General features: G+C 67.2%; 23 protein-coding genes. 9 read left to right on the top strand and 14 right to left on the bottom strand.

Translation table 11 applies throughout. From position 1 onward, the window contains the following. The first annotated feature begins 89 nt into the window (after nt 1-89). Nucleotides 90-3,119, top strand: coding sequence for a sensor histidine kinase (locus tag ABR323_RS05025; RefSeq protein ID WP_439448477.1), 3,030 nt, complete (start codon nt 90-92; stop codon nt 3,117-3,119). Beyond that, on the top strand, nt 3,112-3,765 hold the full coding sequence (locus ABR323_RS05030) for a response regulator (RefSeq protein WP_439448478.1): 654 nt from the start codon (nt 3,112-3,114) through the stop codon (nt 3,763-3,765). Before ABR323_RS05025 ends, ABR323_RS05030 begins: the two co-directional genes overlap by 8 nt. Before the next feature lie 400 nt (nt 3,766-4,165). Here the strand turns inward: ABR323_RS05030 and ABR323_RS05035 are convergent, their stop codons facing one another. Then, on the bottom strand, nt 4,166-5,356 hold the full coding sequence (locus ABR323_RS05035; RefSeq protein WP_439448479.1) for an MFS transporter: 1,191 nt from the start codon (nt 5,354-5,356) through the stop codon (nt 4,166-4,168). Between the two features lie 94 nt (nt 5,357-5,450). Between ABR323_RS05035 and ABR323_RS05040 the strand changes: the two genes are divergently transcribed. Continuing rightward, complete coding sequence (locus tag ABR323_RS05040; RefSeq protein WP_439448480.1) at nt 5,451-6,380, top strand: LysR family transcriptional regulator; 930 nt, start codon at nt 5,451-5,453, stop codon at nt 6,378-6,380. Between the two features lie 90 nt (nt 6,381-6,470). Here ABR323_RS05040 and ABR323_RS05045 read toward each other — a convergent pair whose 3' ends face one another. Beyond that, complete coding sequence (locus ABR323_RS05045) at nt 6,471-7,928, bottom strand: amidohydrolase family protein (protein ID WP_439448481.1); 1,458 nt, start codon at nt 7,926-7,928, stop codon at nt 6,471-6,473. Nucleotides 7,929-7,979: 51 nt separating this feature from the next. Continuing rightward, the gene (locus ABR323_RS05050; RefSeq protein WP_439448482.1) at nt 7,980-8,681 is read right to left on the bottom strand and encodes an ankyrin repeat domain-containing protein; all 702 of its coding nucleotides are present in this window, start codon (nt 8,679-8,681) and stop codon (nt 7,980-7,982) included. A gap of 122 nt (nt 8,682-8,803) precedes the next feature. Here ABR323_RS05050 and ABR323_RS05055 point away from each other — a divergent pair, with 122 nt between their 5' ends. The 3 genes from ABR323_RS05055 to ABR323_RS05065 all read left to right on the top strand — a co-directional run bounded on the left by ABR323_RS05055 (nt 8,804) and on the right by ABR323_RS05065 (nt 10,936). Next, entirely contained in the window at nt 8,804-9,685 is an 882-nt protein-coding gene (locus ABR323_RS05055) for a LysR substrate-binding domain-containing protein (RefSeq protein WP_033833894.1), read from the top strand. 379 nt (nt 9,686-10,064) lie between these two features. Then, a complete protein-coding gene (locus tag ABR323_RS05060; RefSeq protein WP_439448483.1) occupies nt 10,065-10,322 on the top strand; it encodes a DUF3806 domain-containing protein in 258 nt (85 codons plus the stop codon). A gap of 176 nt (nt 10,323-10,498) precedes the next feature. After that, nucleotides 10,499-10,936: a DUF3806 domain-containing protein gene (locus tag ABR323_RS05065; RefSeq protein WP_439448484.1), complete on the top strand. Its 438-nt coding sequence runs from the start codon at nt 10,499-10,501 to the stop codon at nt 10,934-10,936. A 77-nt stretch (nt 10,937-11,013) separates the two neighbouring features. Here the strand turns inward: ABR323_RS05065 and ABR323_RS05070 are convergent, their stop codons facing one another. Next, nucleotides 11,014-12,174 carry an amidohydrolase family protein gene (locus ABR323_RS05070; RefSeq protein WP_439448485.1) on the bottom strand — a complete coding sequence of 387 codons (1,161 nt, stop codon included), beginning with the start codon at nt 12,172-12,174 and terminating at the stop codon, nt 11,014-11,016. 183 nt (nt 12,175-12,357) lie between these two features. Between ABR323_RS05070 and ABR323_RS05075 the strand changes: the two genes are divergently transcribed. Continuing rightward, the gene (locus ABR323_RS05075) at nt 12,358-12,999 is read left to right on the top strand and encodes a hypothetical protein (protein ID WP_439448486.1); all 642 of its coding nucleotides are present in this window, start codon (nt 12,358-12,360) and stop codon (nt 12,997-12,999) included. A 29-nt stretch (nt 13,000-13,028) separates the two neighbouring features. On the opposite strand, the gene ABR323_RS05080 is transcribed toward ABR323_RS05075, so the two are convergent. Next, the gene (locus ABR323_RS05080; RefSeq protein ID WP_439448487.1) at nt 13,029-13,700 is read right to left on the bottom strand and encodes a hypothetical protein; all 672 of its coding nucleotides are present in this window, start codon (nt 13,698-13,700) and stop codon (nt 13,029-13,031) included. Between the two features lie 111 nt (nt 13,701-13,811). Continuing rightward, a complete protein-coding gene (locus ABR323_RS05085; protein ID WP_439448488.1) occupies nt 13,812-16,538 on the bottom strand; it encodes a TonB-dependent receptor plug domain-containing protein in 2,727 nt (908 codons plus the stop codon). A gap of 221 nt (nt 16,539-16,759) precedes the next feature. Between ABR323_RS05085 and ABR323_RS05090 the strand changes: the two genes are divergently transcribed. Continuing rightward, on the top strand, nt 16,760-17,359 hold the full coding sequence (locus ABR323_RS05090; protein WP_439448489.1) for a GNAT family N-acetyltransferase: 600 nt from the start codon (nt 16,760-16,762) through the stop codon (nt 17,357-17,359). Here ABR323_RS05090 and ABR323_RS05095 read toward each other — a convergent pair. Further along, a complete protein-coding gene (locus ABR323_RS05095; protein ID WP_439448490.1) occupies nt 17,356-18,132 on the bottom strand; it encodes a CDP-diacylglycerol diphosphatase in 777 nt (258 codons plus the stop codon). The two genes, ABR323_RS05090 and ABR323_RS05095, sit on opposite strands and share 4 nt — an antisense overlap. Before the next feature lie 68 nt (nt 18,133-18,200). After that, the gene (locus tag ABR323_RS05100) at nt 18,201-18,857 is read right to left on the bottom strand and encodes a decarboxylase (protein WP_135274146.1); all 657 of its coding nucleotides are present in this window, start codon (nt 18,855-18,857) and stop codon (nt 18,201-18,203) included. Between the two features lie 170 nt (nt 18,858-19,027). On the opposite strand from ABR323_RS05100, the gene ABR323_RS05105 reads away from it, so the two are divergent. Beyond that, nucleotides 19,028-19,324 (top strand): hypothetical protein, encoded by a 297-nt coding sequence (locus tag ABR323_RS05105; protein ID WP_135274147.1) that lies wholly within the window; start codon nt 19,028-19,030, stop codon nt 19,322-19,324. A gap of 98 nt (nt 19,325-19,422) precedes the next feature. On the opposite strand, the gene ABR323_RS05110 is transcribed toward ABR323_RS05105, so the two are convergent. The 6 genes from ABR323_RS05110 to ABR323_RS05135 all read right to left on the bottom strand — a co-directional run bounded on the left by ABR323_RS05110 (nt 19,423) and on the right by ABR323_RS05135 (nt 26,440). Beyond that, nucleotides 19,423-20,307, bottom strand: a complete 885-nt coding sequence (locus tag ABR323_RS05110; protein ID WP_439448491.1) for a hypothetical protein — start codon at nt 20,305-20,307, stop codon at nt 19,423-19,425. Nucleotides 20,308-20,447: 140 nt separating this feature from the next. Continuing rightward, nucleotides 20,448-22,148, bottom strand: a complete 1,701-nt coding sequence (gene dld, locus ABR323_RS05115) for a D-lactate dehydrogenase (RefSeq protein WP_439448492.1) — start codon at nt 22,146-22,148, stop codon at nt 20,448-20,450. After that, nucleotides 22,145-23,284, bottom strand: a complete 1,140-nt coding sequence (lldD, locus tag ABR323_RS05120; protein WP_439448493.1) for an FMN-dependent L-lactate dehydrogenase LldD — start codon at nt 23,282-23,284, stop codon at nt 22,145-22,147. The genes dld and lldD overlap by 4 nt, the downstream gene beginning before the upstream one ends. Nucleotides 23,285-23,288: 4 nt before the next feature. Beyond that, complete coding sequence (gene lldR / locus ABR323_RS05125; protein ID WP_439448494.1) at nt 23,289-24,053, bottom strand: transcriptional regulator LldR; 765 nt, start codon at nt 24,051-24,053, stop codon at nt 23,289-23,291. 53 nt (nt 24,054-24,106) lie between these two features. After that, nucleotides 24,107-25,765 carry an L-lactate permease gene (lldP, locus tag ABR323_RS05130; protein ID WP_439448495.1) on the bottom strand — a complete coding sequence of 553 codons (1,659 nt, stop codon included), beginning with the start codon at nt 25,763-25,765 and terminating at the stop codon, nt 24,107-24,109. Nucleotides 25,766-25,987: 222 nt separating this feature from the next. Continuing rightward, nucleotides 25,988-26,440 carry an MgtC/SapB family protein gene (locus tag ABR323_RS05135; RefSeq protein WP_439448496.1) on the bottom strand — a complete coding sequence of 151 codons (453 nt, stop codon included), beginning with the start codon at nt 26,438-26,440 and terminating at the stop codon, nt 25,988-25,990. Nucleotides 26,441-26,517: the final 77 nt, after the last annotated feature.

The raw sequence follows: 26,517 nt of genomic DNA on the forward strand, positions 1-26,517 counted from the left end.
CTCCAGGGGACATGCCGGCGTGATAGCCGACCGTGGCGGCCGCTGCCTACCCCGTTCGGGTCACCCCGGACTGCCCCGCACCTGCCAGAATGCGCGCCATGCGTGGCCGCCCCTTCCCGTTCCTGCGTCGCCTGCCGACGCTGCTGACGTGCCTGCTGCTGTTGACCGCCCTGCCCGCCTTTGCCGTGCAGCGCCCTCCGGTGAGCGGCGGACTGCCCGATTACGAGCACACCGCCTGGCGGGTCGGCCAAGGCGCACCCGGCGATATCTGGGACATCACCCAGGACCGCGACGGCCTGCTGTGGCTGGCCACCGGCTCGGGCCTGTACCGCTTCGATGGCCGGCGTTTCGAACGGCAGGCGACGCCCGTCGGCAGCCAGTTCCCGTCCACCAACATGGTCACGCTGGCGCAGGGCCGCGATGGCGCCCTGTGGATCGGCTACTTCCAGGCCGGCATCAGCCGGTTCGCGCAGGGGCGGCTGCACAGCTATGGCCGCGAGCAAGGGGTGCCGGTCGGCGTGGTCCCGCACTTCAGCCAGGATCGCGAGGGCCAGCTGTGGGCGGCGATCAACGGTGGGCTGCGCCGCTTTGATGGACAGCGCTGGCAAGCACTGCCTGCCCAGGTCGGCCTGCCCGAGCGGCGTGTGCAGTGGGTGCTGCATGACAGCCGGGGCAGGTTCTGGGTACTGGCCGACCTGAAGATCTGGATGCGTGCTGCCGGCCAGGCCGCGTTCGAAGACACCGGCATCGCGGTCTCGCAGATGGCAACGCTGGCCGAAAGCCCACAGGGTGAAGTGTGGCTGGCCGACCGGGTGCGCGGCACCTCGCCGCTGGCCAACGCGCAGGGTCTGTTGGCGGCCAGCGAACGCGAAGCGCGGCGTCTTCCGGAACTGGTTGCCGCGCGTCTGCAGTTCACTGCCGACGGCGCGCTGTGGGCCACGATGAGCCCGCACGGCGGCGTCGCCCGCATCACCTTCGACGGCACCCGGGCCGTGCGCATGGAACGCTTCGATTCCCCGCACGGACTGACCGCCACCTCGGCGGTGCCGATCATCGTCGATCGCGAAGGCAATCTGTGGGTCGGTACCAATCTCGGCCTCAACCGCTTCCGCGCACGCAGCGTGCACACCCTGGCGGTGGGCCCGAGTGATCCCTATCGCTCGCTGGTGCGGGCCGGCGATGGCCGCGTGTATGGCTATGGCGAGGATCTAAAACCCTTCGATCTGCGGCGCACTCTGCTGGATGGCAGCGCCACGCAGCTGCAGGCCAAGGCACGCCAGGCGCCCACGCCGATCTGGCAGTTCGACTGGGTCAATCTTGCGCGCACGGTCGCCGGCCACACCACGTTGATCCCGCTGCCGGCTCCGTTCACCGGGCAACCGATGCATGCGCTGCTGTTCCCCGACGACGAACAGGCTTGGGTGTGTACGGGTGAACGCGGCGTCCTGCACTACCTTCATGGCCAATGGCAGCGCGAAGTCCGCCTGCCCGAGCAGGCCTGTTCATCGCTGGCGCTGGATACCCATGGCCAGTTGCTGCTCGGCTATGCCGACGGCCGCCTGCGCCGGATGAGTGCAGGCCGCATCGAGAGCTTCGATGCCGCTCAGGGTCTGTCCGTCGGACCGGTCACGGCGATACTGCATCATCAGGACCTGTTGCTGGTTGCCGGTGAAGCCGGTCTGGCTGCGCGCGTTGGCAATGGTCGTTTCGTTCCGGTGCGTACCGACATGGCCGGCGTACTGGAAGGCATCACCGGCATGGTCGCCGATCCCAACGGACACCTCTGGTTCAATGGCAGCCGTGGCCTGGTGCGGATGGAAAGCGGGCTGTTGCGTCGCGCCCTGCGCAGCGGACTGCCGGTCACGCCACGCCTGTTCGACGCGATCGACGGCATGCCTGGCATTGCCCTGCAGAGTGGACCGATCGCAACCGCGACGCTGGCCGACGACGGCCTGCTATGGCTGGCCACCAACCAGGGCCTGGCCTGGCTGGACACCACCCATTCGCACGTCAATACGATGGCCCCCAGCGTGCGCATCGGCGAGGTGCTGTATGGCAGCAAGCACGAGCCGCTGCGCGATGGCCTGCGCCTTCCCGCCGGTACCAGCCAGCTGCAGATCGACTACGTGGCGTTGTCGCTGGCGCGGCCGGAGCGCAACCGCTATCGCTATCGCCTGTCCGGCGTCGACGACGGCTGGCAGGATGCTGGCAGCAGCACCCGCGCGTATTACACCAACCTCGCACCGGGCAATTACCGGTTCGAGGTGGAAGCGGCCAACGAAGACGGCATCTGGAGCACCTCTCCGGCCAGCCGCAGCTTCCGCATCGCTCCCACCTTCATGCAGACCGTGTGGTTCAAGCTGCTGTGCGCCGCCGCGATACTCGCGCTGCTGATGATGGCGGTGCGCATCCGCAGCGGGCAGCTTGCTGCGCTGTTCCGCGCACGCCTGCAGGAACGCAATGGCGAACGCGAACGCATCGCACGCGACCTGCACGACACCCTGCTGCAGGGCAGCCAGGGCCTGATCCTGCGCCTGCACGCGATCAGCCAGTCCGCACAGACGCCGGAGCCGGTGCGCAACCAGCTGGAGTCGGCGATGCAGCTGGCCGAGCGCAACCTTGCCGAGGGCCGCGAGCGGGTCAATGCCCTGCGTGAGGGACCATTCGCTGGCCGCGACCTCGCTTCGGCACTGGCCGATGTGCACGCCGAGTACGCCGGGCACGGCACCAATCCGCTGCGCCTGACCGTGGAAGGTGCAACGCCACGGCTGCAGGCCGACGCGGCCGAAGAAGTGTTCCTGATAGGGCGTGAGGCGATCCGCAACGCGTTGCGTCATGCCAACGCCAGCGCCATTGAGGTGGAACTGTCGTACGGCACGCGTTGCTTCCTGCTGCACGTGCGCGACGATGGCGTCGGCATCGCCGACGAGAATGCCGGCAACGGCCATTGGGGCCTGCAGGGAATGCGTGAGCGCGCGCAGCGCCTCGGTGCGGAACTGCAGCTGTGGACCCGCGCCGGGCTGGGTACCGAAGTCGCGCTGGCGGTTCCCGCCCGGCGCCTGTATCACCGCCGCCCATCGCGTTGGCGCTGGCCCTGGAGTAAAGCAAACCATGACTGAGTCCCCTGCCCCGATCGGCGTGCTGGTGGTCGACGACCACCCCCTGTTGCGTGACGGTCTGGCGGCGCTGCTGGGCGCCTATTCCGACCTGCGCCTGCTCGGCGAGGCCGCCGATGGCGAAGAGGCCATCGCGCGCTACCAGCAGCTGCAACCTGACGTGGTACTGATGGACCTGCAGATGCCGCGCCTGGATGGTGTGGAAGCCATCGTGCGGATCCGCGCGATGGACCTGCGCGCGCGCATCATCGTGCTGACCACCTACCGCGGCGACGTACGTGCGGTGAGGGCGCTGCAGGCCGGCGCCAGTGCCTACCTGCTCAAAGACATGCTGCGTCACGAGCTGGTCGATACGATCCGCATGGTCGCTGGCGGCCGACGCGCACCGATTCCCCCGGCAGTAGCGGCCAGCATCGCGGCACATGTGGTGGAAGACCGGTTGTCGCCGCGCGAGACCGAGGTACTGCGGCACGTGGCCGGCGGCCTGTCGAACAAGCGCATCGGCGAGCGCATGCAGATTTCCGAGCAGACGGTGAAGGCGCACATGAAGAGCCTGATGGACAAGCTCGGTGTGGGTGATCGCACGCATGCGGTGACCCAGGCGCTGAGGCGCGGCATCATCAGCCTGGACGACAGCGGTCACGATTAAGGTTGTTCGGCAGGGCTGCGCCCTGCACCCGCGGTAGCGCCGGCCGCTGGCCGGCAACATCAACAGCAACAGCTTGGATTCCGTAGGATGGCGGGGTGGGTCCGGTTGCGGGGGTCGCTGCAAGTACATCCATGTAAGCTCGGTCGCCGCATCCATGCGGCTCACGCCGCCGCAACCGGACCCACCCCGCCTTCGACAGATCTCTGCGAGCTGTCGGGCATTGCTTTCTGTAGATCCACGCCATGCGTGGATGAATCTCTATCGAAATCGAATATTTCGAGAATTGAACGAAGAGCATCCACGCATGGCGTGGATCTACCGTGTCGACCAAGGTCGACACCCACCAACAGCCGCCGGAATCTGTCAGAAGCGGGGCTGCAAGCCCTGCCGAACATCCCCCTTACTTCAAACGCAGCAGCAGGCTGCCGCCCGCACACACCACCGCCAGCCAGGCCACGCCGTGCCACCCCCACTGCGCCAGCGCCAGGCTGCCCAGCGCACCACCGGCAGCCATGCCGATGAACATGCCGGTGAACAGCAGCGCATTGAGGCGGCTGCGCGCCGGCGGCACCAGGCCATAGACCAGCGTCTGGTGCGCCACCAGCGCCGACTGGAAACCGAAGTCGAACAGCAGCGCGCTCACCACCAGCAGCGGCAGCAGCGCAGCGGCCGGCAGCCAGGACTCGGTCAGCAACAGGGCGAAGCCCAGCAGCGCCACCGCGATCGCCAGCCGCGCCACTGCCTGGCACCCCAGTCGATCGGCGAAACGGCCGGCGAACGGCGCGGCCAGCGCACCGGCTGCACCGGCGATACCGAATGCACCCGCCGCAGCGCTGCCAAGACCCAGGCGGGCATGCAGCATCAGCGCCAGCGTCGACCAGAACGCACTGAAGCCCACCGCCAGCAGCGACTGGCTGGCCACCGCACGGCGCAGCTGCGGCTGCTCGCGCCACAACGCCAGCAACGAACCCAGCAACGCCGGATAGCGCAGCGTGCTGGTCGGCGCGAAACGCGGCAGCGCACGCGCCATCACCGCGCCCATCGCCGCTACCGATACCGCGGCCAGCACGAACTGCGCGCGCCAACCCCATGCTTCAGCCACCACGCCACTGACCACGCGCGACAGCAGGATGCCGAGCAGCAGGCCGGTCATCACCCGGCCGACGATCTGGCCGCGTTGTGCATCCGGTGCCAGTACTGCGGCGGCCGGCACGATGTCCTGCGCCAGCGTGGCCATCAGCCCAACCAGCAGGCTGGCCAGCAGCAGGCCCGGCAGGTGCCCGGCCATCGCTGCGGCGCCCAGTGCCAGTGCCAGCAACGCGGACTTCAACAGGATCAGGTTGCGGCGGTCGAAGCGGTCGCCCAGCGGTGCCAGCAGCAGGATGCCCAGCGCATAGCCGAGCTGGGTCAGGGTCGGTACCAGGCCGGCGGCGCGCTCACCCGCGCCGAGGTCCTGGGCGATCAGGCCCAGCATCGGTTGGCTGTAGTAGAGCGAGGCGACCGAGAAGCCGGCGCCGGCCGCCATTGCCAGCACCAACGGGGTCGAGGGTGCGGTCGCGGGTGCGGCGACGGATAGCGAAGGGGTAGACATGGGGGGAGCCCGGTGGAGGAAGTGGGCGTATCCTGACGGTATTCGTCAAACGTCTGTAGTAGGCTTCATTACATACTCTTCATACGCCATACGCATGAATGACCTCGCCACCGGCGCCGATCGCCTGGACCTGCTGCGCACCTTCCTGCGCATCGTCGATGCCGGCAGCCTGTCCGCTGCAGCCATGCAGCTGGGCACCACCCAGCCGACGGTCAGCCGCCGCCTTCAGGCCCTTGAGCGGCAGCTTGGTCTGCGTCTGCTGCAGCGCTCCACCCATGGCCTGCAGCTGACCGAGGATGGCCTGCGCTGCCAGCGCCATGCGCAACGTGTGGTCGACGAATGGGAGTCACTGCAGGCCGAACTGCACGGCGAGCCAGAAACACTGCGCGGCCGCCTGCGGGTGATGGTGCCGCATGCCTTCGGCCAGGCGCAGCTGCTGCCGACCATGCTCGCGTTCCTGGCCCAGCATCCGCAGCTGAGCCTGGAGTGGATCCTTGAAGATCGGCGTCCGGATTTCATCGCGGAAGGCATCGACTGCGCGGTCCGGGTGGGCCCGGTCGACGAACCGCGCATGGTCGCGCTGCCGCTGGCCGAAGTACCGCGCATCGTCGTGGCGGCGCCCTCGCTGGTGGACGCCACGGCCGTCAGTACGCCGGAACAGGCGCAGTCACTGCCGTGGATCTCGCTGGTCACCTACTACCGCGAACGACTGCTGCTGCATGACGCGCAGGGGCGCGCGCATACCCTTTCGATCAGCCCGCGACTACTCAGCGACAACCTGTTCGTGGTGCAACAGGCCGCATGTGCCGGGCTGGGAGCGGCCGTGGTCTCGGCCTGGCTGGTGGCCGACGATCTCGCACAAGGGCGGCTGGTGCAGCTGCTGCCGGACTGGCACGCGCCGCCACTGCCGGTACACGTGGTATTTCCCGCCGCGCGCCAGCAGCCGCCGCGGCTGCGCGCCTTCATCGACGCGATGAAGACCGCGTTGCCGCAATTGCATGGAATGCGGCCGGCACCGCGTTAGGTCATCGGCCGCATCATCCACGCATGGCGTGGGTCTACTGAGGGTACGGGTAGATCCACGCCATGCGTGGATTCCGCCCCGACCCGGCAATCAGTTGGCCTTGCCCGCCTCGACGTTCCACGCCGCGACCTTGGCCTTGGTATCAGCCAGCATCTTGTCCAGCGCGGCGCGGTCATACACGTTGCCACGCAGGATCACGCTGTCGATCTTTTCGGTGGCGGCAATGTCCTGCAGCGGGTTGGCGGTCAGCAGCACCAGATCGGCCGCCTTGCCCTGCGCAACGCCACCGAAGCGGTCCATCTGGCCGAACCAGGCCGGGCCGGAACGGGTTGCGGCCGACAGCGCCTGCGGTGCGCTCAGGCCCTCCTTCACGAACAGCTGCAGTTCCTGGTGCAGGGCGATGCCCGGGAAGTTGAACGAATTGAGGAAGCCTGCATCGGTGCCGGCGATGATCGTCACGCCCGCCTCCTGCAGCATCGGCAGCACTGCGGCTACCTGGTGGTATTGCGCGTGGCGCGCTTCGATCTGCACCGGCGTGGCTTTCGCCGCGCGGTCCACGCGCCACTGGTAGGTCGCGCGCAGGCCCGGGCCGATGTAGGCAAGGTACGGGTCGTTGGCGTGGTCATCCTGATCAAGGAAGTCGAGGATGCGGCCACCATTGAGGGTAGGGGTTACGAACACGCCGCGCTTGGCGAAATCACGGTAGGCGTGCATCGCAGTGTCACGGTCGAAGCTGGCGTCGAGGCGGCGGTTGGCTTCGGCGCGGTCGATGCGACCGGCACCGAAGTCGGCGGCGATCTTCGCTTCGTCCTTGCTGCCGGCCTTGAATGCGTAGTCCAGATGCTCGATCGAGGCCAGGCCGGCATCGACCGCCTGCTCCACGGTCAGCGCCATCGGAATGTGGCCCGAGGCCTTGAAGCCGGCCTTGCGCGCAGCGCTGGCCGAGTACAGGAAAAGTTCCGGCTTCAGCGTGCTGTCGGTGATTTTCACGAAATCGACCTTGTCGTGCTGCAGGCGGGCGATCGCCTTGTCGGCGTCGGCCTCGCTGCCCACTTCGATCGTGCCCTTCCAGACCGGCTTGATGCCTTCGATCTTCGCGCCGGAACTGAGCAGGCGCGGGCCGAACAGGCTGCCCTTGGCGATCTCGCCGCGCCACTGCAGCACCTGCTCGGGCAGATCGCCGGAGCAGTCGCGCACGGTGGTGATGCCGTGGGCGATGTACAGCGGCAGCAGTGCCTTGTTCTCTTCGATCAGCGCCGGGCCGCCACCGAAGTGCACGTGCATGTCCCACAGGCCCGGGATCAGGTACTTGCCCTTGGCATCGATCTGGCGGGCCGCGCTCCACTGGCTGCGCAGCTGCGCGTCCGGGCCGACGGCGACGATGTCCTCGCCACGGATCACCACGCTCTGCCCCACCAGGGTGCTGGCGTGCTCGACATCGACCACGGTGGCATTGCGGATCAGCAGATCGGCGCGCTCGGCAGCAGACGCCGACAGCGGTGCCACCGCAAGGAGGATGGCAAGGGACAACGGACGGGAACGGAACATGGACAGCATCCTGGTGGGCACGCCCAGCGTGCGGGTGGAAGGGGTTTGCATTCAGCGCACCGCGCCGTGCTGGCGCAGCAGGGTTTCAATTCCGGTATAGCCGCGCTGGCGCGCATGTGCCAGCGGCGTCACGCCGTCGCCGTCGGCCAGCTCCGGGTCGGCGCCGGCATCCAGCAGCAGCTGCACGATCTGCACGTGGCGCGCACCGCCATCGCCGAGCAGGATCGCTTCCAGCAGCGCGGTCCAGTGCAGCCGGTTGACATGGTCCACCGCCACACCCGCACGCAGCAGCGTGCGCACGGTGGCGACGTGGCCGCGCTCGGCCGCGGGAATCAACGCGGTGCCGCCATAGCGGTTGGTGCTGCGCAGATCGGCGCCGTGCGCCAGGGTCATCGCCAGGATCTCGTCCAGGCCGCGCGCACCGGCGTACAGGTAGGCGCTGTCCTGCAACGCATCCTTGGCGTTGACGTCGGCGCCGGCTTCGATCAGCTCACGCGCGGCATCCACGTTGTCACCGTGCGTGGCCAGCAGCAGCGCGGTGCGGCCCTGGCCATCGCGCGCCTCCAGCGTGGCGCCATCCTCGATCGCCTGCCGCACCGCATCGGCGTCGCCGCGGCTGGCGGCATCACGCAGGCGGCCATCGACGTCGGCCTTGGACGTTGCGGTGCAGGCCGGGGTGACCATGGCCAGCAGGCACAACAGCAGCACGCGCGCGAACGGCGCAGGCCAGCCAGGGGAATGATGGACGCGCATGACAGTGTCTCCTCATGTCCGTCGCCACGGAACGCCGTGCGACGGTAGCAACAGCCGGGCATTGCCGGCCCCTGCCCTGCATGGTAGAAGTCGGCCTGGGTATCCAGAAGTGAAATGTTCAAATGCAAGACAGTGCCAAATCGAATAGAACCCTGTTCGAACTGGACCTGCTGCGGGCGCTGGTGATGGTGGCCGACTGCGGCAGCTTCACTACGGCGGCCACGCGCCTGCATTCGACCCAGTCCACGGTCAGCCAGAAGGTCCGCCGGCTGGAGGAACTGGCCGGGCATCGCCTGCTCGAACGCGGCCACCGCGACGTGCACCCCACCGACGCCGGCCACACCCTGCTCGGCTACGCGCGGCGCATGCTCGACCTGAACGAGGAAATGGCCCAGGCGCTGGCCGGTGCGACGGTGGAGACCGCGGTCCGCATCGGTGTTCCCGAGGACTTCGTCAACGCGCAGACCACGCGCATGCTGGCCGCCTTCAGCCGCCGCCACCCGCAGGTGAAGCTGGAGATCAGCAGCGGCCTCAGCCGCGACCTGGCGCAGGGCTTCGACCACGGCGAGCTGGACCTGGTGCTGGTCAAGCAGCGCCGCAACAGCCGCCAGGCGGTGCATTGCCGGCGCGAGCCGATGCACTGGATCGACAGCCTGCGCAGCAGCTGCCTGCAGCAGGACCCGCTGCCGCTGGTCACCTTCCCGCCGCGCGGGCTGTACCGCGACGAGATGATCCATGCCGTGGAAGCGCTGGGCCTGCGCTGGCGCATCGCCTTCACCAGCTCGTCGCTGAGCGGCATCCAGGGCGCGGTGGCCGATGGCATCGGCATCAGCCTGCTGCCGCGTCGCGCGGTCAGCCGCGAGCACCGCATCATCGATGGCGAGCGCGAGCTGCCGGTGATCGACAACTACGAAATCGGCCTGCTGCACCGCGCGGACGCCGACGATGCCGTGCGTGCGCTGGCCAGCGAGCTGTGGCGCCAGGTGCAGCGCGAACCGGACTGACCACAGTAGATCCACGCCATGCGTGGATAGAAACGCCCCTCCGGCATCGAAAAGGGCGCTGGTGCGCCAGCAAATACACGCTTGTCGCAAAAGGCCCACTAATGGCGTATCCAAGGCCTGGGCGATAGGGTGGTGAACGCCCTTCTCCGGATTGCCACGCCTATGACCAGCACGTACCAGGTTACTTTGACCCCTGCTCCGAAGGACGAAGCCGACATCCGGTTCGATCCGCTGCCACCTGCACTCATCGCGCACATGCAGCAGCAGCGTGCACAGGTTGCTGCCCTTGTCGCGTCTGCGTTCCCTACCGTGCCTGTTCAATGGCCGCTGCTGCCGAGCACGCTGCAACGCGTAGTCGACGCAGAACTGATCGATCACGATGATTGTCACGGCTGGGAAGCACTGGGGGGTTGCATTCGGTGACTGTCTGGCACAGCGTGTACCGGAACTTGCCTGGACCCAGGTAACCGATGCTTGGGGCGTCGATGCGGTTCTCCGCTATGGAGAGGCCAATAGCATTGTCAGCGCCGTCACCCTGTTGATCAAGCGCGTCGAAGACGGCGAGACCATCGAGATCAACCACCTGCTTGAAGCCCTCGAGGAGTTCGTCATCCAGCAAGCGCGCAGGTCCAGCTGAGCCCATGAGCGGACGATTGAGCCGCGCAGAATGACGTATACGGACCTTGATGTTGCACCTGCGGGAGCAATCAGAGTTCGCGCATTGATCATCGACATCTGATCAGACCTGCCGCGCCAAGGCACTACATCGCCGGCTACAGTGACTCTTGTTTCCGTGCCCCACGGCGCCATGCCATGTCCGACGAAATTCCCACCCGCTTCGATCCCCTGCCCGCTGCCCTGCAGACACATCTGCAGCACCAGCGTTCGCTGATCGCTGCGCGCGTAGCCGCCGGCTTCCCGACCCTGCCCGTGCAGTGGCCGCTGGCGGCCATCACGCTGCAGCGCGTGGTCGATGCCGAGATGATCGATCGTGACGACTGCGATGGCTGGGAGGCGCTGGGCGTGGCGTTCGGTGACACCCTGGCCCAGCGCGTACCGGGCCTGGCCTGGATGCAGGTCACCGATGCCTGGGGCATCGACGCGGTGCTGCGCTATGCCGACAGCAGCCTGCAGATCGGCGCCAGCACGCTCCTGCTCAAGCGCGTCGAGCAGGGCGAGATCATCGACATCGCCCATCTGCTGGCGTGGCTTGAGGAATTCGTCGCCACCCGCGCCGACGATTACGCCTGACGGCACATCGGGGTAGATCCACGCCATGCGTGGATGAATGAGACCACGCCATGGTGCCATCCACGCATGACGTGGATCTACAGCCAGCGGCCGTCGACCACCACCCGGCGCTCCACCGGCACCCCGGCCACGGCGGCCGGACCGTGGTCGGCACGCACCGCCACGAAAGTGGCCGGCTGGCCTTCGGCAATACCATGCTGCGGCAGGCCGATCGCCTGCGCGGCATGGGTGGTGACCATGTCCAGCGCCAGCATCAGGTCGGCATCGGTGTAGAAGCCGGAACGGTAGCCCAGCAACATCGCCCGCTGCAGAAGGTCGCCATTGCCATACGGCCACCAGCAGTCGCGGATGTTGTCGTTGCCCGCGAACACGCGCACACCGGCATCATGCAGCGCGCGCAGCGGCGGGAACGGATGATCGCCCGGCGCATTGCTCATGATCGCTACGCCCGCCGTGGCCAACGCCTCGCCCACCTGCAGCGCACGCGCCAACGGCACGTCGCCCAGCGCATAGGCATGGCTGACCGCAACACGCCCCTGCAGGCCGGCGGCCCGGGTACGCACAGCGATGCGCAGCAGCTGCGCCAGCCCGGTTTCGCCGGGCTCATGCAGATGGATGTCCAGCTGCACGCCGTAGCGCTCGGCCAGGCCGAACAGCAGCGCCAGCTGGCCTTCGGCATCACCATCGAGCGTGGTGGGATCGATGCCACCCAACACTTCCACGCCCGCGGCAAGCGCCTGCTCCAGTACGGTGGCGGTACCCGGACAGGACATCACCCCGGCCTGCGGGAACGCCACCAGCTGGATGCGCATGATGTCGGCACAGCGCAACGCCGCCTCGCGCACCGCTTCGAGATGGCCGAGGCCGGTGCTCGCGTCGATATCGACATGGCAACGCATCGCCACCGTACCGAAAGCGCTGCATTGGCGGATCAGCGCCTCGGCACGGTCCACCATCGGTGCCGCACCCGCCACCGCCGCCTTCTCCACCGCCAGCCGCTCACGCAGGCTGTCCACCGGCTGATGCGGGTGCCAGCGATCACCGACGAAGCTCTTGTCCAGGTGGATATGTCCGTCCACCAACCCCGGCAACACGGAGAAGCCCTTCAGGTCGACGCATTCCGCCCCCTCGGCCGGCGCGGCGTCACCGTTGAGCCCGCTGATACGACCATCACGGATATGGAAATGCAGTGGCGCACCGTCGCGGTCGACACCGCCATGGACGAACTGGAGGGTCATCGGGAACTCCCGGAAAGCCAAGAATGGCGCCATCCTGCGCCTCGGCGGATTCATCGGCCAACGAAATATCTGGATGGCACACATTCACCAGAACGATGAATACCCCTGCGACAACCGGTCGCAGCACCACCGTGCATACCCCTGAACGGGTAACATGGCCGCCTGTCTCCGCTGTGAAGCCGCATGGGCCCGTCCGACCGCCACGATCGTCTCCGCCGCTGGCAGGCCGCGTCCCTGCTCGCCGCCGCTCCGATCGCCAGCCTGTCCGCCACCGATGCGGCGACCGCCGCGCCGTTGCAGTCGCCGCCGGGCCAGCAGCGCATCGCTCCGGCTGCACTGGTCGAGCGCCTGCACCAGCGCGTGCTGTCCGGCCAGAGCGCCACCGCCACGCTGGAACACTGGTGCGCCGAGCATGGCCTGGCCGAACAGGCGCGGGTGCGTGCAGTGCGCGCACACGGCCAGGACAAGCCCGCGCCCACCGACGTGCTGCAGGCGCTGGGCGCGAAACCGGGCACCGAACTGCGCTATCGCCGCGTGCAGCTGGTCTGCGGCAGCCGCGTGCTGTCCGAGGCCGACAACTGGTACCTGCCCGGCCACCTCAGCCCGGCCATGAACCAGGTGCTGGACAGCACCGACGAACCGTTCGGTCGCGTGGTCGGCCCGCTCGGTTTCCAGCGCCAGACCTTGACCGACCAGACTTTCTGGCCGCCGCGGGGCGAAGGCGATCACGGCGTGATCCTGGAAGTGCGTGCCCTGCTGCGCGACCGCCAGCAACAGCCTTTCAGCTATGTCATCGAGTCGTACCTGATGCAGGCGCTTCCCTAGCTTGATGTGTCGCCGGGCGTGGTCCGGCGCTACCGCGTCGTAATGCCGTTCGCCGCCGGGTCGGTGGAAAACACGAAACGGCCGATCGACTGCCCCCTGCCCTGCAGGTATTCGCCACTCATGAAGGCGTACTGTGGCGCGGCACGGTCGTCCCCGAACGTTCTGGTCCAGCGGCTGAATCCGTCGGCATTCCGGCTGTGGATTTCGCCCATGCACAGGCTGTAGCCACAAGCGAAGGAGTCCAGTGCCATGTCCGGCCCCAGCGCGCGTGCTACTGCCGCGCGGTACAGCGTGGTCAGATCCTGCGCGTCGGGACTGCGCGCGGCATCATGCTCGAACTGCTGCAAGGCCTGTGCGTAGGCCTTGCTGGACCTGATGACCTCAGCGGCCTCCTGATCGGACAGTGCACCCTCACTCATCAGCATGTTTTCACCGTCCAGGCTCCCCCGTGTCGTGGGCTCCGTGCCATGGGCAGTCAACGCAGGCGGTGCAGCACCGAGCGTCTGGGCTGCTGCTCGCCCCGGGGCCGCCGATCCCGCATCGGCCATGTCGCCCAGCGGTGCCTTCGGCGCAACGGCGGTTGCCGATACCGGCGCGGCTGCAACATCAGCACTGCCCACGGCCGCCCCGGCATTGTCGCCGCCGCATCCCGCTGTCACCAACAGCGCCCCAACCAGTAAACACGCTCTTCCTGCGCCCATGACCGCCATCCTTGTCTTGATGGCCGAAGCATGCCAGCTCGCGCGCCTTCGCACATGTGCATCGCACAACAAAAAGCCCGGCAATGCCGGGCCTTTCGTTCGTCTGCTCGATCAGCGGAACCGGTAGTCCAGCTGCACCCAGTACTGGCGGCCATACGGGTCGTAATTGCCAACCGGATAGAACGGCCAGCCGCCCCCGTTCTTGTCCGCCGGCGGGCGGCTGTCACGCAGGTTGTTGACGATCACGCCCACCGACAGGTTCTCGCCGAACTGGCGGAACACGCTGGCGTTGTACGTCATGTACGGCGCGATGCGGCCACTGCCGTCGGTTTTCGGCAGCGAGCCGAAGCGGTTGCCGTACAGCGTGGTGGTCCAGTCACCCTGGTTCCAGGTGACGCTGCCGTTGGCCTTGCTGCGCCACTGGTAGTCATCCAGCGAATTGCGGATGTCACGCTCCGGATCATCGGAGAACTGCCGGTATTCATGCTCCAGCACCACGGTATAGGCCAGGCGCGTGGTGAAGCGGCCATAGCGGCCGGCATCGAAACGCCAGTTGCCCTTCAGGTCCAGGCCGCGAACCGATTCGGAGGCCGCGTTGATCGGATTGATCAGCACACGGGTCACCTGGTCCGGCTGCACGGTTGCATTGGACGGGTTGCGGATCACCCGCGACAGTGCGTCCTGGCACAGCGGTGAACCGATATCGCGCGCTTCGCCGCCCAGCGTGCGGCCCAGGCGGCAATCAGCCTCGTCACGCAGGATGCGGCTGGTATCGAGGCTGGTCACCTCGTTGTCGATGCGGATGTCGTAGTAGTCGGCACTGAAATCCAGACCGGCCAGCGGTGACCAGACCACGCCGAAGCCATACGACTTGGCCGATTCCGGCTGCAGCTGTGCATTGGCGCGGTTGCTGTAATCGATCGACAGGCCGTTGTAGTCGCAGTTGTCGTACGACTGGCCCGCGGTGCGGCAGCGCCAGTAATCGGTCATGCCCGGGTTGTAGCCGCGGGTTTCGGTGGCGAACACGTAGTTCATGTCCGGCGCCCGGAAACTGGTCGCCGCCGTACCACGGATCAGCAGGCTCTCGATCGGACGGAACTCGACGCCGAAGCTCCAGGTCGCCTTGCCGATGTGCTCGCCACCGGCACGGTACTGATCGTAACGGCCGGCCAGCGTGGTGGTCAGCGACTGCAGCAGCGGCAACTGCAGCTCCACACCTGCGGCGTAGCGGTCACGCTCGCCACCGGCACCGACGCCTGCACTGGTGTTCCAGAACTCGCCACTGCCCAGGCGCGGGTCCGGGCGGTTGCGATAGCCCTGGCTGCCGGCCTCGACCACCGCCGCCAACGCCGCATCGCCGCCAGGCAGCGCGAACAGGCGGCCGTTGACGCTGGCGCTGAAGGTTTGCAGCCACGCCGCATTGCGGCTTTCCTGGTAGTCGGACAAGCCCTCGTATTCGTTCGGGGTCAACGGCTGGAACAGGCGTGCCGGGTCCGGTGCATAGACCTCAACGCCATCGCGCACGCCCAGCTTCGGGCCGAGCAGGTATTCGTTGATGCCGGCCAGCAGCACCGGGCGGCGGGTACGGTTCTCGTAACGCGAGCGGCTGTAGACCGCCTCATAGTCCCAGCCACTGTCGCCGATCTGGCCCCGTGCGCCGACGTTGAACGACCACGAGCTTTCCAGGAAACGATTGGCATTGCGTGGCAGGCCACCGATTTCCTCCGGTGCGAAGCGGCGGTACCAGCTTTCCAGGTTGCCGGTGGTCTGGTTGTAGAAGTAGTTGCGCGCCGACGTCCAGGTCGGGGCGCGGGTGTTGTTGTAGATCCGCGCACTGCCTACCGCCAGATCGGCGAATACGTCGGTGGTCTCGTTGACGTGGAAGGTCAGCAGGCCATAGCCGTTGAGGTTGCGCTTCTGGGTCTGCACGGTCCAGTAGCTGGCGGCGGCTTCGTTGCTGCCGCAGTACCAGCCCTGGCGCGGGTTGAAGGCACGGAACACGCTGCCACCGTAGATGTCCGACGCTGCGTCGCAGCCGTTGACGCCCGAATCGATGTTGCGGCCGGTGGCAGCATTGCGGCGATAGGCGATCGCGGTCGCCTGCGGTGCCTTGCCGGCCGGGTCATCGTCCAGCGAATCCATGAAGTCGCGCTGCCGCGCGTGGATCGCCTTGCGCACATCGAACTCGAAGCCGAACAGCGCATCCCAGCGCTCGCCGGAACTGCCACCGACCACCTGTGCGCGCTGGTTGTCGCCACCGCCCTGCTGGGTGCCACCGGCGCGCACATTCACGTCCACACCCTCAAAGCGGTCCTTGAGAATGATGTTGACCACGCCGGCGATGGCATCGGAGCCGTACACGGCCGACGCGCCAGCCGCCAGCACCTCGATGCGCTCGATCAGCGCACTGGGAATGTTGGCCAGGTTGACCACGTTCACCGACCCTTCGTAGGCCAGCGGGTAGTCGGCCTGGCGGCGGCCGTTGACCAGCACCAGCGTGCGGTTCGGGCCCAGCCCACGCAGGTTGATGGTGTTGGCGGCCGGGGTGAAGGTGTTGCCGAAGTCCTCGCCCTGCACGTTGCCGGTGTTCTCGGTCAGCGCGCTCAGCGCATCGAAGGCATTGCGGTAGCCCTGCGCATCGATCTGCTCGCGGCTGATCACCGTCACCGGCGACGGCCCTTCGACGCTCGCACGCGGAATGCGCGAGCCGGTGACCTTCACTTCCTGCAATGAGGTGGGTGCGCTTTCCTGCGCGAAGGCCGGCAGCGAGACCAGCATCAGGGACGACAGTGCGAGCACCAGCGGACGCGGGCGCGGCGCCTTGTGGGAGGCGGACATGGGCTTCCTGGGGGAGTTGGGCGGGTGGTGGTACGGGGCCAGCGGCCTGTGCGGCGCATAACGATCCCGTAACGAAAGTGTCCTGAATGGGTGGTTTCAACGGAAATGACCAGCCCTGATGGGCTTATGCCTGAACCGAATCAGACCCGTTCCGGACGACCGCGGCGCTTTTGCAATGTTTTGAATGGTTTGACGGTGCGAGCACGGCCATCGTTCCAGGGATGATGACCCCGTACCCAACTTCCCCCCTTCCATCGCTGCGCCCGGTGCTGCGCCGCCATCTGCTGCAGCTGCAGGTGCCGCCGGTCACTCTGCGTCCCTTCCAGCGCGCCGATCTGCCGCGCTGGCGCCTGTTCGATGACCGCCGCCGGCGCGGCCGCCGCGACCCGACCGGCATCGATGAGGAAGCGCGCTTCCTCGCCCACATGCATCGCTCGCGGTTGGAACAGGACAACGACCAACTGCTGCTGGGCGTTTTCGATGATGACCACGGCAACGTGCTGGACCAGCTGCACGTCCGCCTGCAATCACTGCACGCGCGCTGCGCCGAACTGCTGTCGCTGCAGCATTGGCACCCGCATGCCGAGGCCACACTGCAGGCGCTGTGCCCGTTCCTGTTCGAGGATGTCGGCCTGCACCGCCTGTTCGTGATGCTGCCGCCGGACTGCAGCGACCCGTTCGCCACTGCGCTGCACGCCTTCGGCTTCGAGCACGAAGGCCTGCTGCGCGACCATCATCTGGATCTGGATGGCTGGCAGGATCGCCAGTTGCTGGCGCTGACCGCACCGGTCTGGCGCAGCCGCCAGCAGACCCAGGGTTAGCGGACCCGCTCCAGCGAGGCGCCTGCGCCGGTCAGCACCGAGCAGGCGTGGTCCTGCAGCTCTTCGGCGCTGGCCTCGTTGCCGGTGCTGGCATCCACACGCGTAGCCAGCAGAATGAAGCCCGGGCCGCCCTGCACTGCGTCCCGGCCGGCCACCACCAGGCTCCACTGGCCCACGTCGTCCACGCCAGCGAGGTCATAGGCCAATAGATTGAGCGGATTGGCGGTCAACTCTACGCCCGGCAGCAGACGGGCCTGGTACTGATGGCCGCGCAGCAACACCGGCAGCGGCTGCCACTGTCCGGCCAGGGCAGCGGCATGTGCGTCCAGCGCCTGCAGTACATCGGCACGCAGGCAATCCACGTGGATATGCAGTTGGTGCTGCGAACGGCCGTGCGGCGAGTTCAACGCCAGGCTGGCGACATTGCGCGGCAGCGGTTGCCGCAGGGCCTGTTCGGTGTGGCTGCGCGCCTGCCAGGCCGCGGCGAAGTAGTTCGGTGCACCACGCTGGTACAGGCTGCGGTTCTCGATGCCGCTGACCTTGTCCAGCGGCATCAGCAGGAACTGGTAGTCGCCGTGCGCGTCCTTGATCAGCACATCGCGGCGGTCCGCGGCCGTCTCCACGCGCAGGCAGTCGCCGCGTGGGCCTTCGGCGCTTCGACAGTCACGTTCGATCAATCGCCACAATGCATCGGAATGGGCCGGCGGCGGGGGCGCGCTGGCGCAGGCGGACAACAGCAGCAGGGACGGCAGCAGGAAGGGGCGCAGGGACACGGCAACGACTCACGGAACAGGCACGGCAGACGGCGCCGCGCTGCATTCTAGCCAGTGCGGTGCTGCAATCAGTAGGTGCCGAACGGCACTTCAACCACGATCGGGGCGGCACCTTCGCCGGCCTGAAGGCTGTAGCGGTCCAGCGCGCCATCGTCATCGGCGTGGGGCTGGCGCTGGAAATGCAGCGGATAGCGAGTGTCACCCAGGCGCACGGCGCTGCCGTCGGCCTCCAACGCGGCACCTTCCGGAATCAGCAGGCCGCCCAGGTCACTGTAGGCCCCCGGCACATCGGCGAAGCCGTAATCGGCCAGCTCGTCCACCCGCTGCATCGCATAGACGTGCGGCAGATAGGGGCGCGCCGGGCTGCGGCCGTTGCTCAGGTCGGTCACCCAGGCCTGCGGCAGGTGGTACTGCTCGCGCAGCGCGGCCACGCCCAGCGACGGACTGGCCACCTGCAGGCAGCACACCGCGCGCTTGCCCTCACGGTCGACAATGGCGAATCGATCACCGCGGGTGGCGGCCTGCGGCAGCATGGCAAAGGCGAGGTCGCGCTGGGCCGGCGTGTAGCCGGCCTCGGTCTGCAGGTTGCGCCAGGCGCCGAATACCGGGGTTTCGACCGGCGCGGGCTCCGGATCGGCAGCGGAGGCGGCAAACGCCACGCCCAGCAACGACAACGCCAGCACCGTCATCGTCTTGTGCTTCCCGCCGAAACTGCCTGCCGTCATACCGTATCCAATACCTGTGCCGGAAGAGCCCGGCCTGCCCACTGGCGTGGTGCCAGTCATTCCTCTCACTATGCAACGGCCACGCTGTGCCGGCAATGACCGCGACGCTGACGCCTTTCGCACGCCGGGTGCTATCGTTCCCGCCATCTTCCCTGCGCAGGAGCGCTCGCATGTCTGCATTCCGTCTGTCCCTGTTGCTGCCGGCCTCTGCCCTGCTGCTGTCGGCCTGTGTCAGCACGCCTGGTCCGGAAGTCAAAGGCAGCGGCCGCTGCGATGCCAGCCAGCTCGGCTGGGCCATCGGCCAGCCAGCCAATGAGCCCAACATCCGCCGCTTGTCCAGCGAGAGCGGTGCCGGCCTGGTCAACCCGATCGGTCCCAGCACCATCACCACCAAGGACATCCGCCAGGACCGCCTGCGCGTGTTCGTGGACAAGGACAACATCATCACGTCCACGCGCTGCGAGTAAGCGCCTCCTCAGTTTTCGTAGAGCCGAGCCCACGCTCGGCTGCTCTCCGGTCGGGCCACGCGAGAACCCGAGTCGAGCACGGCTCGACTCTACAGGGTTCAGGGTTCGGTATAGCCGGCGCAGTCCGGCAGCGCCTGGTCGGGGTGGAACACCCCATCGCTGAAGTGGAACTGCCGCGTATAGGTGCACGCCGGGTCCTGCTCGCTGCGCAGATCCTTCTTCTTCAGCGGCCCCTTGGCCAGCGAATCCTCGAAGCGTGAAACGCCGGCCGGGAAGCGGGTTGCCACCGTCTGATAGCGAAGCACCGGCATGCCCTTGGCAGTCGTATCCAGCGCCAGCTTCGCCGAGAACCCGTATTCGTCGTGGCAGGCACCTGCGCGCTGCCTCATGTCCTGCTCGCTGAAACAGGCGCGGATCATCGCATTGCCCAGCCATGGCACGGTCAACACGTCGTCGTCCACCTGGATGTCGTCCTGCAGGTGGCGCACGCGTGCCAACTGCAGCGTGGACGCATCGGCCCCTCCACCGGAGTACATGGTGCTGAACTTGACGATGCCACCCACCAGCACGTTCTGGCGGGCGCGCTGCTGCGGGTCGGTCACTCGTTCATCGCTGCCCACGCCAGGGGCCAGCCGCACGATCCATGGCCACAGCGACAGCTCGCTTTCCTGCGGCACGTCGATGCTGACGTGGTAGAGGTGCGGCTCGCTTTCGCCGGCCACTCTTTCAGAGACTTCCAGCACGATCGGCCGGTCACCATCCTCGGCCACCGGCTGCACGCGCACGCACCAGGCACGGTCGAGGGTGCAGTACTGCATGCGCGCCTCGCCCTGCCCGCTCTGTTCCAGCACCTGCCCCAGCGGCTCCATCACATTGCCGGCGGCGTCACGCTGCTGCGGCAGGATCGAGCCCTGCGCCAGCGCCAGCACCGGGGAAGCCAGCAGTACAACGCACAGGGTGGCGCGGGCGGCAGCGGTGGGCATGGATGGCTCCTGCGGTTGGGCTTCCGATGGTAACCGTTGCCCGGGCGCGTCGAGCCTGCTCGACATTCACTTTGTAGAGTCGAGCCATGCTCGACTGCTTCTCTCCACAAGCATCAGCCGAGCGCCGGCTCGGCTCTACATCATCCGCAGTCGCAGCCACCCCAGCCCTTGGCTTTCGACGTCTGGCCGATGCCCGGATTGAACGTATTGCTCGGGTCCAGCTGCTTGTAGAACCCGGCCAGCGCCGGCTTGGCCGGGTACAGGTGGCCGACGTTGTGCTCGGCCGGGTACTCGGCGCCGCGCTGGTCCAGCAGCGACCACATCGCATGCTCGATCGCCATCGGGTCTTCGCCCTTGCGCGCGATGTAGTCCTGGTGGAACACGTGGCACAGGAAGTGCCCGTAATACAGCTTGTGCAGCAGGCGGCCGTCGATATCGGCCGGCAGCTGCTCGAACCAGTCGGCGTCATCACGGCGCAGGGCGATGTCCAGCGCGACGATGTCCTGCACCTGGTCGCGATGCACTTCGCGGTAACGCACCGCGGCACCGGCCACCGCGAAGCGATGCAGGAACGCCTTGCGTCCCTCCTCCGCTGTGCAGTGGAAATACCCGCCTTCGTGCCCGGCGAAGAAACCGCGCAGCCAGGCCTCGGTTTCCGCTGCGTCCTGCGCAGAGACCTTCAGCAACAGATGATGCTCGTAGCGCTGGCGGAACTCGCCCATGCGCTTGGGCAGGTGCGAGGGCAGCAGGCCGGTCAGCACCTGCATCGCCCGGTCGGTCACCCCGCGCAGGCCCAGCCGTTCGAACCAGCCATCGACCCTGCTCTTCAATGCGAACGCGGCGGGCACTCGGGAAGTGCCAAGCCTGTCGATCAACAGGAAGCTGTCCTTGCCGTAGCGCTCGCCGATGTCATAGGCATCGCGGTGGATGTACTCGCCGGCAATCGGCAGGCGCTGGAATCCGGTCAGCAGCTGGCGCCGGATCACGGTGAGGCTGTCGGTGCGGTTGCTGCCGATATAGAAGACCTCGGCGGCCTCCTTTTCGAAGGTATCCAGGCGCACCGCGAACACCGCCAGCTTGCCGGCCGAACCGGCAGCTTCGAAGTGGCGGCTGGGGTCAGCGTTGAAGCGCGCCGGGGTATCGGCATCGACCCGGCGCACTTCGTCGGCGTAGCGTGGATCGGAGGCGGCGCGGCCGTCGCCGTCACCCACGTCGGCAGCAGCATAGTCGGCGGCCTGCAGGCGCTGCAGGATCTGTTCGGGCGTATCGCCCAGCGCGATGCCCAGATGGTTGACCAGCTGCAGCTGCCCCTGCGCATCGACCTGCGCGTAAAGCGCCAGCTCGGTGTAGGCCGGGCCACGGCGCACCAGCGCGCCGCCGGAGTTGTTGCAGATGCCGCCCAGCACCGAGGCGCCGATGCAGGACGAGCCGATCACCGAATGCGGTTCGCGGCCCAGCGGTGCCAGCGCCTGCTCAAGGCGGTCCAGCGTTGCACCGGGCAGGCACAGCACCTGGCGGCCATCGTTCAACAGCTGGATGCCGGTCAGGCGCAGCGTACTGACCAGCACGATCGGCCGCCCGTAGTCGTTGCCATCCGGGGTCGAGCCGCCGGTCAGGCCGGTATTGGCCGCCTGCAGGATGATCGCCGCCCCACCCTGCACCGCCGCCTGCAGTACGTGCCACAGTTCCAGCAAGGTACCCGGGCGCACCACCGCCAGCACCGGGCCGTCGCCGAAACGATAGCCACGACGGAAGCGGCGCGTGGCCTTGTCGCCGGTCAGTACATGGCGGCTGCCGACTGCGTCGCGCAACTGCGCCAGCACGTCATCGTGGCCACTCATGGCAGGCTGACCAGCGAATCGCGCCCGATATCGGCGATGCGACGCGCGCCGGTCAGTGTCATCGCCACGCGCATTTCCTTGGCGATCAGGTCCAGCAGGTTGGCCACGCCGGCCTCGCCCTGCGCGGCCAGTGCATAGACGAAGGCACGGCCCAGCAGCACGGTATCGGCACCCAGCGCCAGCATGCGCACCACGTCCAGGCCGGTGCGGATGCCCGAATCGGCGAGGATCTTCAGATCGCCCTGCACGGCATCGGCGATGGCCGGCAATGCGCGCGCGGTGGACAGCACGCCGTCCAGCTGGCGGCCACCGTGGTTGGAGACCACGATGCCATCGGCACCGAACTTGACCGCATCACGCGCGTCATCCGGATCAAGGATGCCCTTGATCACCATCGGCCCCTTCCAGAATTCGCGGATCCACTCCAGGTCCTTCCACGAAATGGAGGGATCGAAGTTGCTGCCCAGCCAGCCGATATAGTCCTCCAGCCCGGTCGGGTTGCCACGGTAGGTGGAAATATTGCCCAGATCATGCGGGCGGCCGAACAGGCCGACGTCCCAGGCCCAGTGCGGATGGGTGATGGCCTGGCCGATGCGGCGCAGCGAGGCGTTCGGGCCGCTCATGCCGGAGTGTGCATCGCGGTAGCGCGCGCCCGGCACCGGCATGTCCACGGTGAACACCAGCGTAGTCACGCCCGCGGCCTGTGCCCGCTCCAGCGCATTGCGCATGAAGCCACGGTCGCGCAGCACATACAGCTGGAACCACATCGGCCGCTGGATGGCCGGTGCCACTTCCTCGATCGGGCACACCGATACGGTGGACAGCGTAAACGGGATGCCACGGCTGTCGGCCGCGCGCGCCGCCTGTACTTCACCGCGCCGGGCATACATGCCGGTCAGGCCGACCGGCGCCAGCGCCACCGGCATCGCCAGCTTTTCGCCGAACAGCTCGGTTTCCAGGCTCAGGTCGGACATGTTGCGCAGGATGCGCTGGCGCAGCGCGATGTCGGACAGGTCGGAAACGTTGCGCTTCAGCGTGTGCTCGGCATACGCGCCGCCATCGATGTAGTGGAACAGGAACGGCGGCAGCCGGCGTTCGGCTGCGGCACGGTAATCGGTGGAGGCGGAGATGATCATGGGGTCAACCGTGTGGGGAAGGTAGACGCGAGGCCCGCGCACGCCGGGCTTCGTTGTCGTCGAGGGTGCGCAGCGTGGTGTGCACGAACTCGAGGTGGGCATGCGCGGCGGCGCGCGCGCGTTCGGGGTCAGCAGCCAGTACCGCGTCCATCATCTCGCGGTGCTGGTCGGACAACGGCGAGAAGGTCCGCGCCGAGGTATAGAGCTTTTCGCGGCTCTGCGAGATGTTGGTCTGCAGCAGATCGAACAGGCCGCGCATCACCTGAAGCAGCACCAGGTTGTGCGAGGCCTCGGCGATGGACAGATGGAAGGCCGCGTCAGCCTCCGCTTCGCCGGCGGGGTCGTCCTTGCCGTGTGCGTCCATCATGGTCTGGAAGGCCTGCGCGATGCGCGTGCGGTCCTCGTCGGTGGCACGCAGCGCCGCATGCCAGGCGGTGGCACCTTCCAGCGCGTGGCGGATCTCCAGCACGTCGAAGCGGTACTCCGGGTCGCCCTGGAACAGCGGCAGGTACGGCGCCAGCGGTTCATCCAGCGCCTGCCGCGCGCGCGCCGCAGGTTCGGCCACGTAGGTGCCGCCACCGACGCGTGCGGTCAGCAGGCCCTGGCTGGCCAGCTGCGCGATGGCCTCGCGCAGTGCGGTGCGCGAGACCCCCAACTGCACCGCCAGGGTGCGCTCGGCCGGCAGCCGGTCGCCCGGCTGCAGCCGCTGTTCCTGCACCAGGCCGCGCAGCTGCGCGGCCACCTTGTCCGAAATACGTTGCGTGCTCATGGCGCCATTGTGGCCCGAAGCGCGCAACAGAGGGCCAGACCGCGCGGCATGGCTCAGGGAATCATCCAGGTCAGCCAGTAGGCCTGGGCCAGGGTGATCAGGCCGACCATCGTGGTGAAGATCAGGCTGTGCTTGACCGTGAAGCGGAACAGGTCCGATTCCTTGCCGGCCAGGCCGACCGCCGCGCAGGCAATGGCGATCGACTGCGGCGAGATCATCTTGCCAGTGACTCCGCCGGTGGTGTTGGCCGCCACCAGCAGCACGTCGGACACACCGATCTGTTGCGCGGTAGTGGCCTGCAGCGCCGAGAACAGCGCATTGGACGAGGTGTCCGAGCCGGTCAGGAACACGCCCAGCCAGCCCAGGAACGGCGAGAAGAACGGGAACGCGTCGCCGGTGTGCGCCAACGCCAGTGCCAGCGTTGCCGACAGACCCGAATAGTTGGCGATGAAGGCAAAGGCGAGCACCATGCCGATCGAGTAGATCGGCATGCGCAGCTCACGCACGGTTTCGCCGAAGGTCTGCAGCGCCGACCGGGTCGGCATGCGCAGCGCGATGATCGCGATCACCGCCGCGAGGATGATCGAGGTGCCGGTGGCCGAGAACCAGTCGAATTTATAGACCGCCTCATAGCTGAGCGGCGCGTCCACGATCGGCGGCATCTTCTGCACCATCTGGTCCAGGCCCGGCACCGGGAGCTTCAGCACCCAGCTTTCCAACGGGCCACCCGCCGCGAACAGCGACTTGAACGGCTTGATGCTCCACAGCGTAACCATCGCGGTGAGGATCAGGAACGGCGACCACGCCTTGGCAGTCTGGCCGACGCTGTAGCGCGGTGCCTCCAGTGCCTGTGCGGCCGCCTCGGCGCTGGTTTCGGTATCGAAGCGGAAGATCCGTACCGGCTGCCAGCGGCGCAGGAACAGGGTCAGGCAGACCAACGACGCCAGCGACGCAGTGATGTCCGGCAGTTCCGGGCCAATGAAGTTGGAGGTCAGGTACTGCGCGATGGCGAACGAGCCACCCGCAACCAGCACCGCCGGCCAGGTTTCCTTGATGCCGCGCCAGCCATCCATGATCGCCATGATCCAGAACAGCACGATGATGGTCAGGAACGGCAGCTGGCGGCCGGCCATCTGGCCGATCTCGAACGCATCCAGGCCGGTGACCTGCCCGGCCACGATGATCGGAATGCCCATTGCACCGAACGCCACCGGCGCGGTGTTGACGATCAGGCACAGGCCGGCGGCATACAGCGGTTTGAAGCCCAGCCCGACCAGCAGTGCCGCCGTGATCGCCACCGGCGCACCGAAACCGGCCGCGCCCTCCAGGAAGGCACCGAAGGCGAAACCGACCATCAGCATCTGCAGGCGCTGGTCTTCGGTGACCGACAGGATCGAAGCGCGGATGATGTCGAACTGACCGGTCTTGACCGAGACCTTGTAGAGGAACACCGCTCCGATGATGATCCAGGCGATCGGCCACAGGCCGTAGACGAAGCCGAAACCGGCCGCGCCCAGCGCCTGGCTCAGCGGCATGCGGTAGAACAGCAGGGCCACGCCAAGCGCGATGGCCACGGTGATCGTGCCGGCCAGCCAGCCCTTCATGCGCAGCACGGCCAAGGCAATGAAGAAGAACGCGATCGGCAGCAGCGCGATCAGGCTGGACAACCACAGGTTGCCGGCGGGGTCGTACAGGTGTTGCCAGGGCTGCATGGGGGCTCTCGTCTGGGGCGGGATGTGCTCCACCGCAGACGGTGGATCGCCGTGGCCGTCGATTATTGGTCTTACCAATAATGATTTCGATCAGACCACTTGCAGCGGATTTAACCGCCACTGCGACGAAGAGCCTATTAGACCATAGGGCTAGACGCAGTATTGGTCCGACCATTATAACGCCTTGGTAGCGCCGGCCGCTGGCCGGCAACTCGGGATTCCTTACGAAATCCTTTTCTCCAACCGGCGCATCACCGCCAGCACCAGCACGCACAGCACGCTCACCCCGATGGCAATCAGGTACTTGCCGATGCCCACGGCGATGCCGATGGCCGCGGCCATGATCAGCGAGCTGGCCGTGGTCAGGCCGCTGACCTGGTCCTCGCGTGACCCACGCAGGATGGTGCCGGCGGCAACAAACCCGACACAGGCCACTACCGCTTCGATCAGGCGCACCGGATCGACCTGCAGCAGGTCGCGGTAGCGCTCCTGCTGGAAATGTTCGGCCACCGAATCACCGAGACCGACAATCAGTGCCGCGGCACCGGCGATCAGCATGTGCGTGCGCAGGCCGGCGGCGTGCTTGCCCATCTCGCGCTCGACGCCGAGCACGCCGCCGAACAGCATCGCTGCGGCTACGCGCAGCAGAATGGACATGTCCTGGGTGAGTTCCATTGTGGGCCTCCGGAAGTTTCCCGGAGCGTTGCTCGGCGGCCGTGGGACAGGGGTGAAGACGGTGGCACGCCCTCTTC

This window comes from Stenotrophomonas sp. ATs4 (assembly GCF_051861585.1).
GTDB classification, from domain to species: Bacteria; Pseudomonadota; Gammaproteobacteria; order Xanthomonadales; family Xanthomonadaceae; genus Stenotrophomonas; species Stenotrophomonas maltophilia_AS.

Excerpts from the sequence above, each read along its gene's own strand:
- ABR323_RS05025 (WP_439448477.1), top strand. The coding sequence starts at position 90 with ATGCGCGCCATGCGTGGCCGCCCCTTCCCGTTCCTGCGTCGCCTGCCG.
- ABR323_RS05030 (WP_439448478.1), top strand. The coding sequence starts at position 3,112 with ATGACTGAGTCCCCTGCCCCGATCGGCGTGCTGGTGGTCGACGACCAC.
- ABR323_RS05035 (WP_439448479.1), bottom strand. The coding sequence starts at position 5,356 with ATGTCTACCCCTTCGCTATCCGTCGCCGCACCCGCGACCGCACCCTCG.
- ABR323_RS05040 (WP_439448480.1), top strand. The coding sequence starts at position 5,451 with ATGAATGACCTCGCCACCGGCGCCGATCGCCTGGACCTGCTGCGCACC.
- ABR323_RS05045 (WP_439448481.1), bottom strand. The coding sequence starts at position 7,928 with ATGTTCCGTTCCCGTCCGTTGTCCCTTGCCATCCTCCTTGCGGTGGCA.
- ABR323_RS05050 (WP_439448482.1), bottom strand. The coding sequence starts at position 8,681 with ATGCGCGTCCATCATTCCCCTGGCTGGCCTGCGCCGTTCGCGCGCGTG.
- ABR323_RS05055 (WP_033833894.1), top strand. The coding sequence starts at position 8,804 with ATGCAAGACAGTGCCAAATCGAATAGAACCCTGTTCGAACTGGACCTG.
- ABR323_RS05060 (WP_439448483.1), top strand. The coding sequence starts at position 10,065 with ATGATTGTCACGGCTGGGAAGCACTGGGGGGTTGCATTCGGTGACTGT.
- ABR323_RS05065 (WP_439448484.1), top strand. The coding sequence starts at position 10,499 with ATGTCCGACGAAATTCCCACCCGCTTCGATCCCCTGCCCGCTGCCCTG.
- ABR323_RS05070 (WP_439448485.1), bottom strand. The coding sequence starts at position 12,174 with ATGACCCTCCAGTTCGTCCATGGCGGTGTCGACCGCGACGGTGCGCCA.
- ABR323_RS05075 (WP_439448486.1), top strand. The coding sequence starts at position 12,358 with ATGGGCCCGTCCGACCGCCACGATCGTCTCCGCCGCTGGCAGGCCGCG.
- ABR323_RS05080 (WP_439448487.1), bottom strand. The coding sequence starts at position 13,700 with ATGGGCGCAGGAAGAGCGTGTTTACTGGTTGGGGCGCTGTTGGTGACA.
- ABR323_RS05085 (WP_439448488.1), bottom strand. The coding sequence starts at position 16,538 with ATGTCCGCCTCCCACAAGGCGCCGCGCCCGCGTCCGCTGGTGCTCGCA.
- ABR323_RS05090 (WP_439448489.1), top strand. The coding sequence starts at position 16,760 with ATGATGACCCCGTACCCAACTTCCCCCCTTCCATCGCTGCGCCCGGTG.
- ABR323_RS05100 (WP_135274146.1), bottom strand. The coding sequence starts at position 18,857 with ATGACGGCAGGCAGTTTCGGCGGGAAGCACAAGACGATGACGGTGCTG.
- ABR323_RS05105 (WP_135274147.1), top strand. The coding sequence starts at position 19,028 with ATGTCTGCATTCCGTCTGTCCCTGTTGCTGCCGGCCTCTGCCCTGCTG.
- ABR323_RS05110 (WP_439448491.1), bottom strand. The coding sequence starts at position 20,307 with ATGCCCACCGCTGCCGCCCGCGCCACCCTGTGCGTTGTACTGCTGGCT.
- dld (WP_439448492.1), bottom strand. The coding sequence starts at position 22,148 with ATGAGTGGCCACGATGACGTGCTGGCGCAGTTGCGCGACGCAGTCGGC.
- lldD (WP_439448493.1), bottom strand. The coding sequence starts at position 23,284 with ATGATCATCTCCGCCTCCACCGATTACCGTGCCGCAGCCGAACGCCGG.
- lldR (WP_439448494.1), bottom strand. The coding sequence starts at position 24,053 with ATGAGCACGCAACGTATTTCGGACAAGGTGGCCGCGCAGCTGCGCGGC.
- lldP (WP_439448495.1), bottom strand. The coding sequence starts at position 25,765 with ATGCAGCCCTGGCAACACCTGTACGACCCCGCCGGCAACCTGTGGTTG.
- ABR323_RS05135 (WP_439448496.1), bottom strand. The coding sequence starts at position 26,440 with ATGGAACTCACCCAGGACATGTCCATTCTGCTGCGCGTAGCCGCAGCG.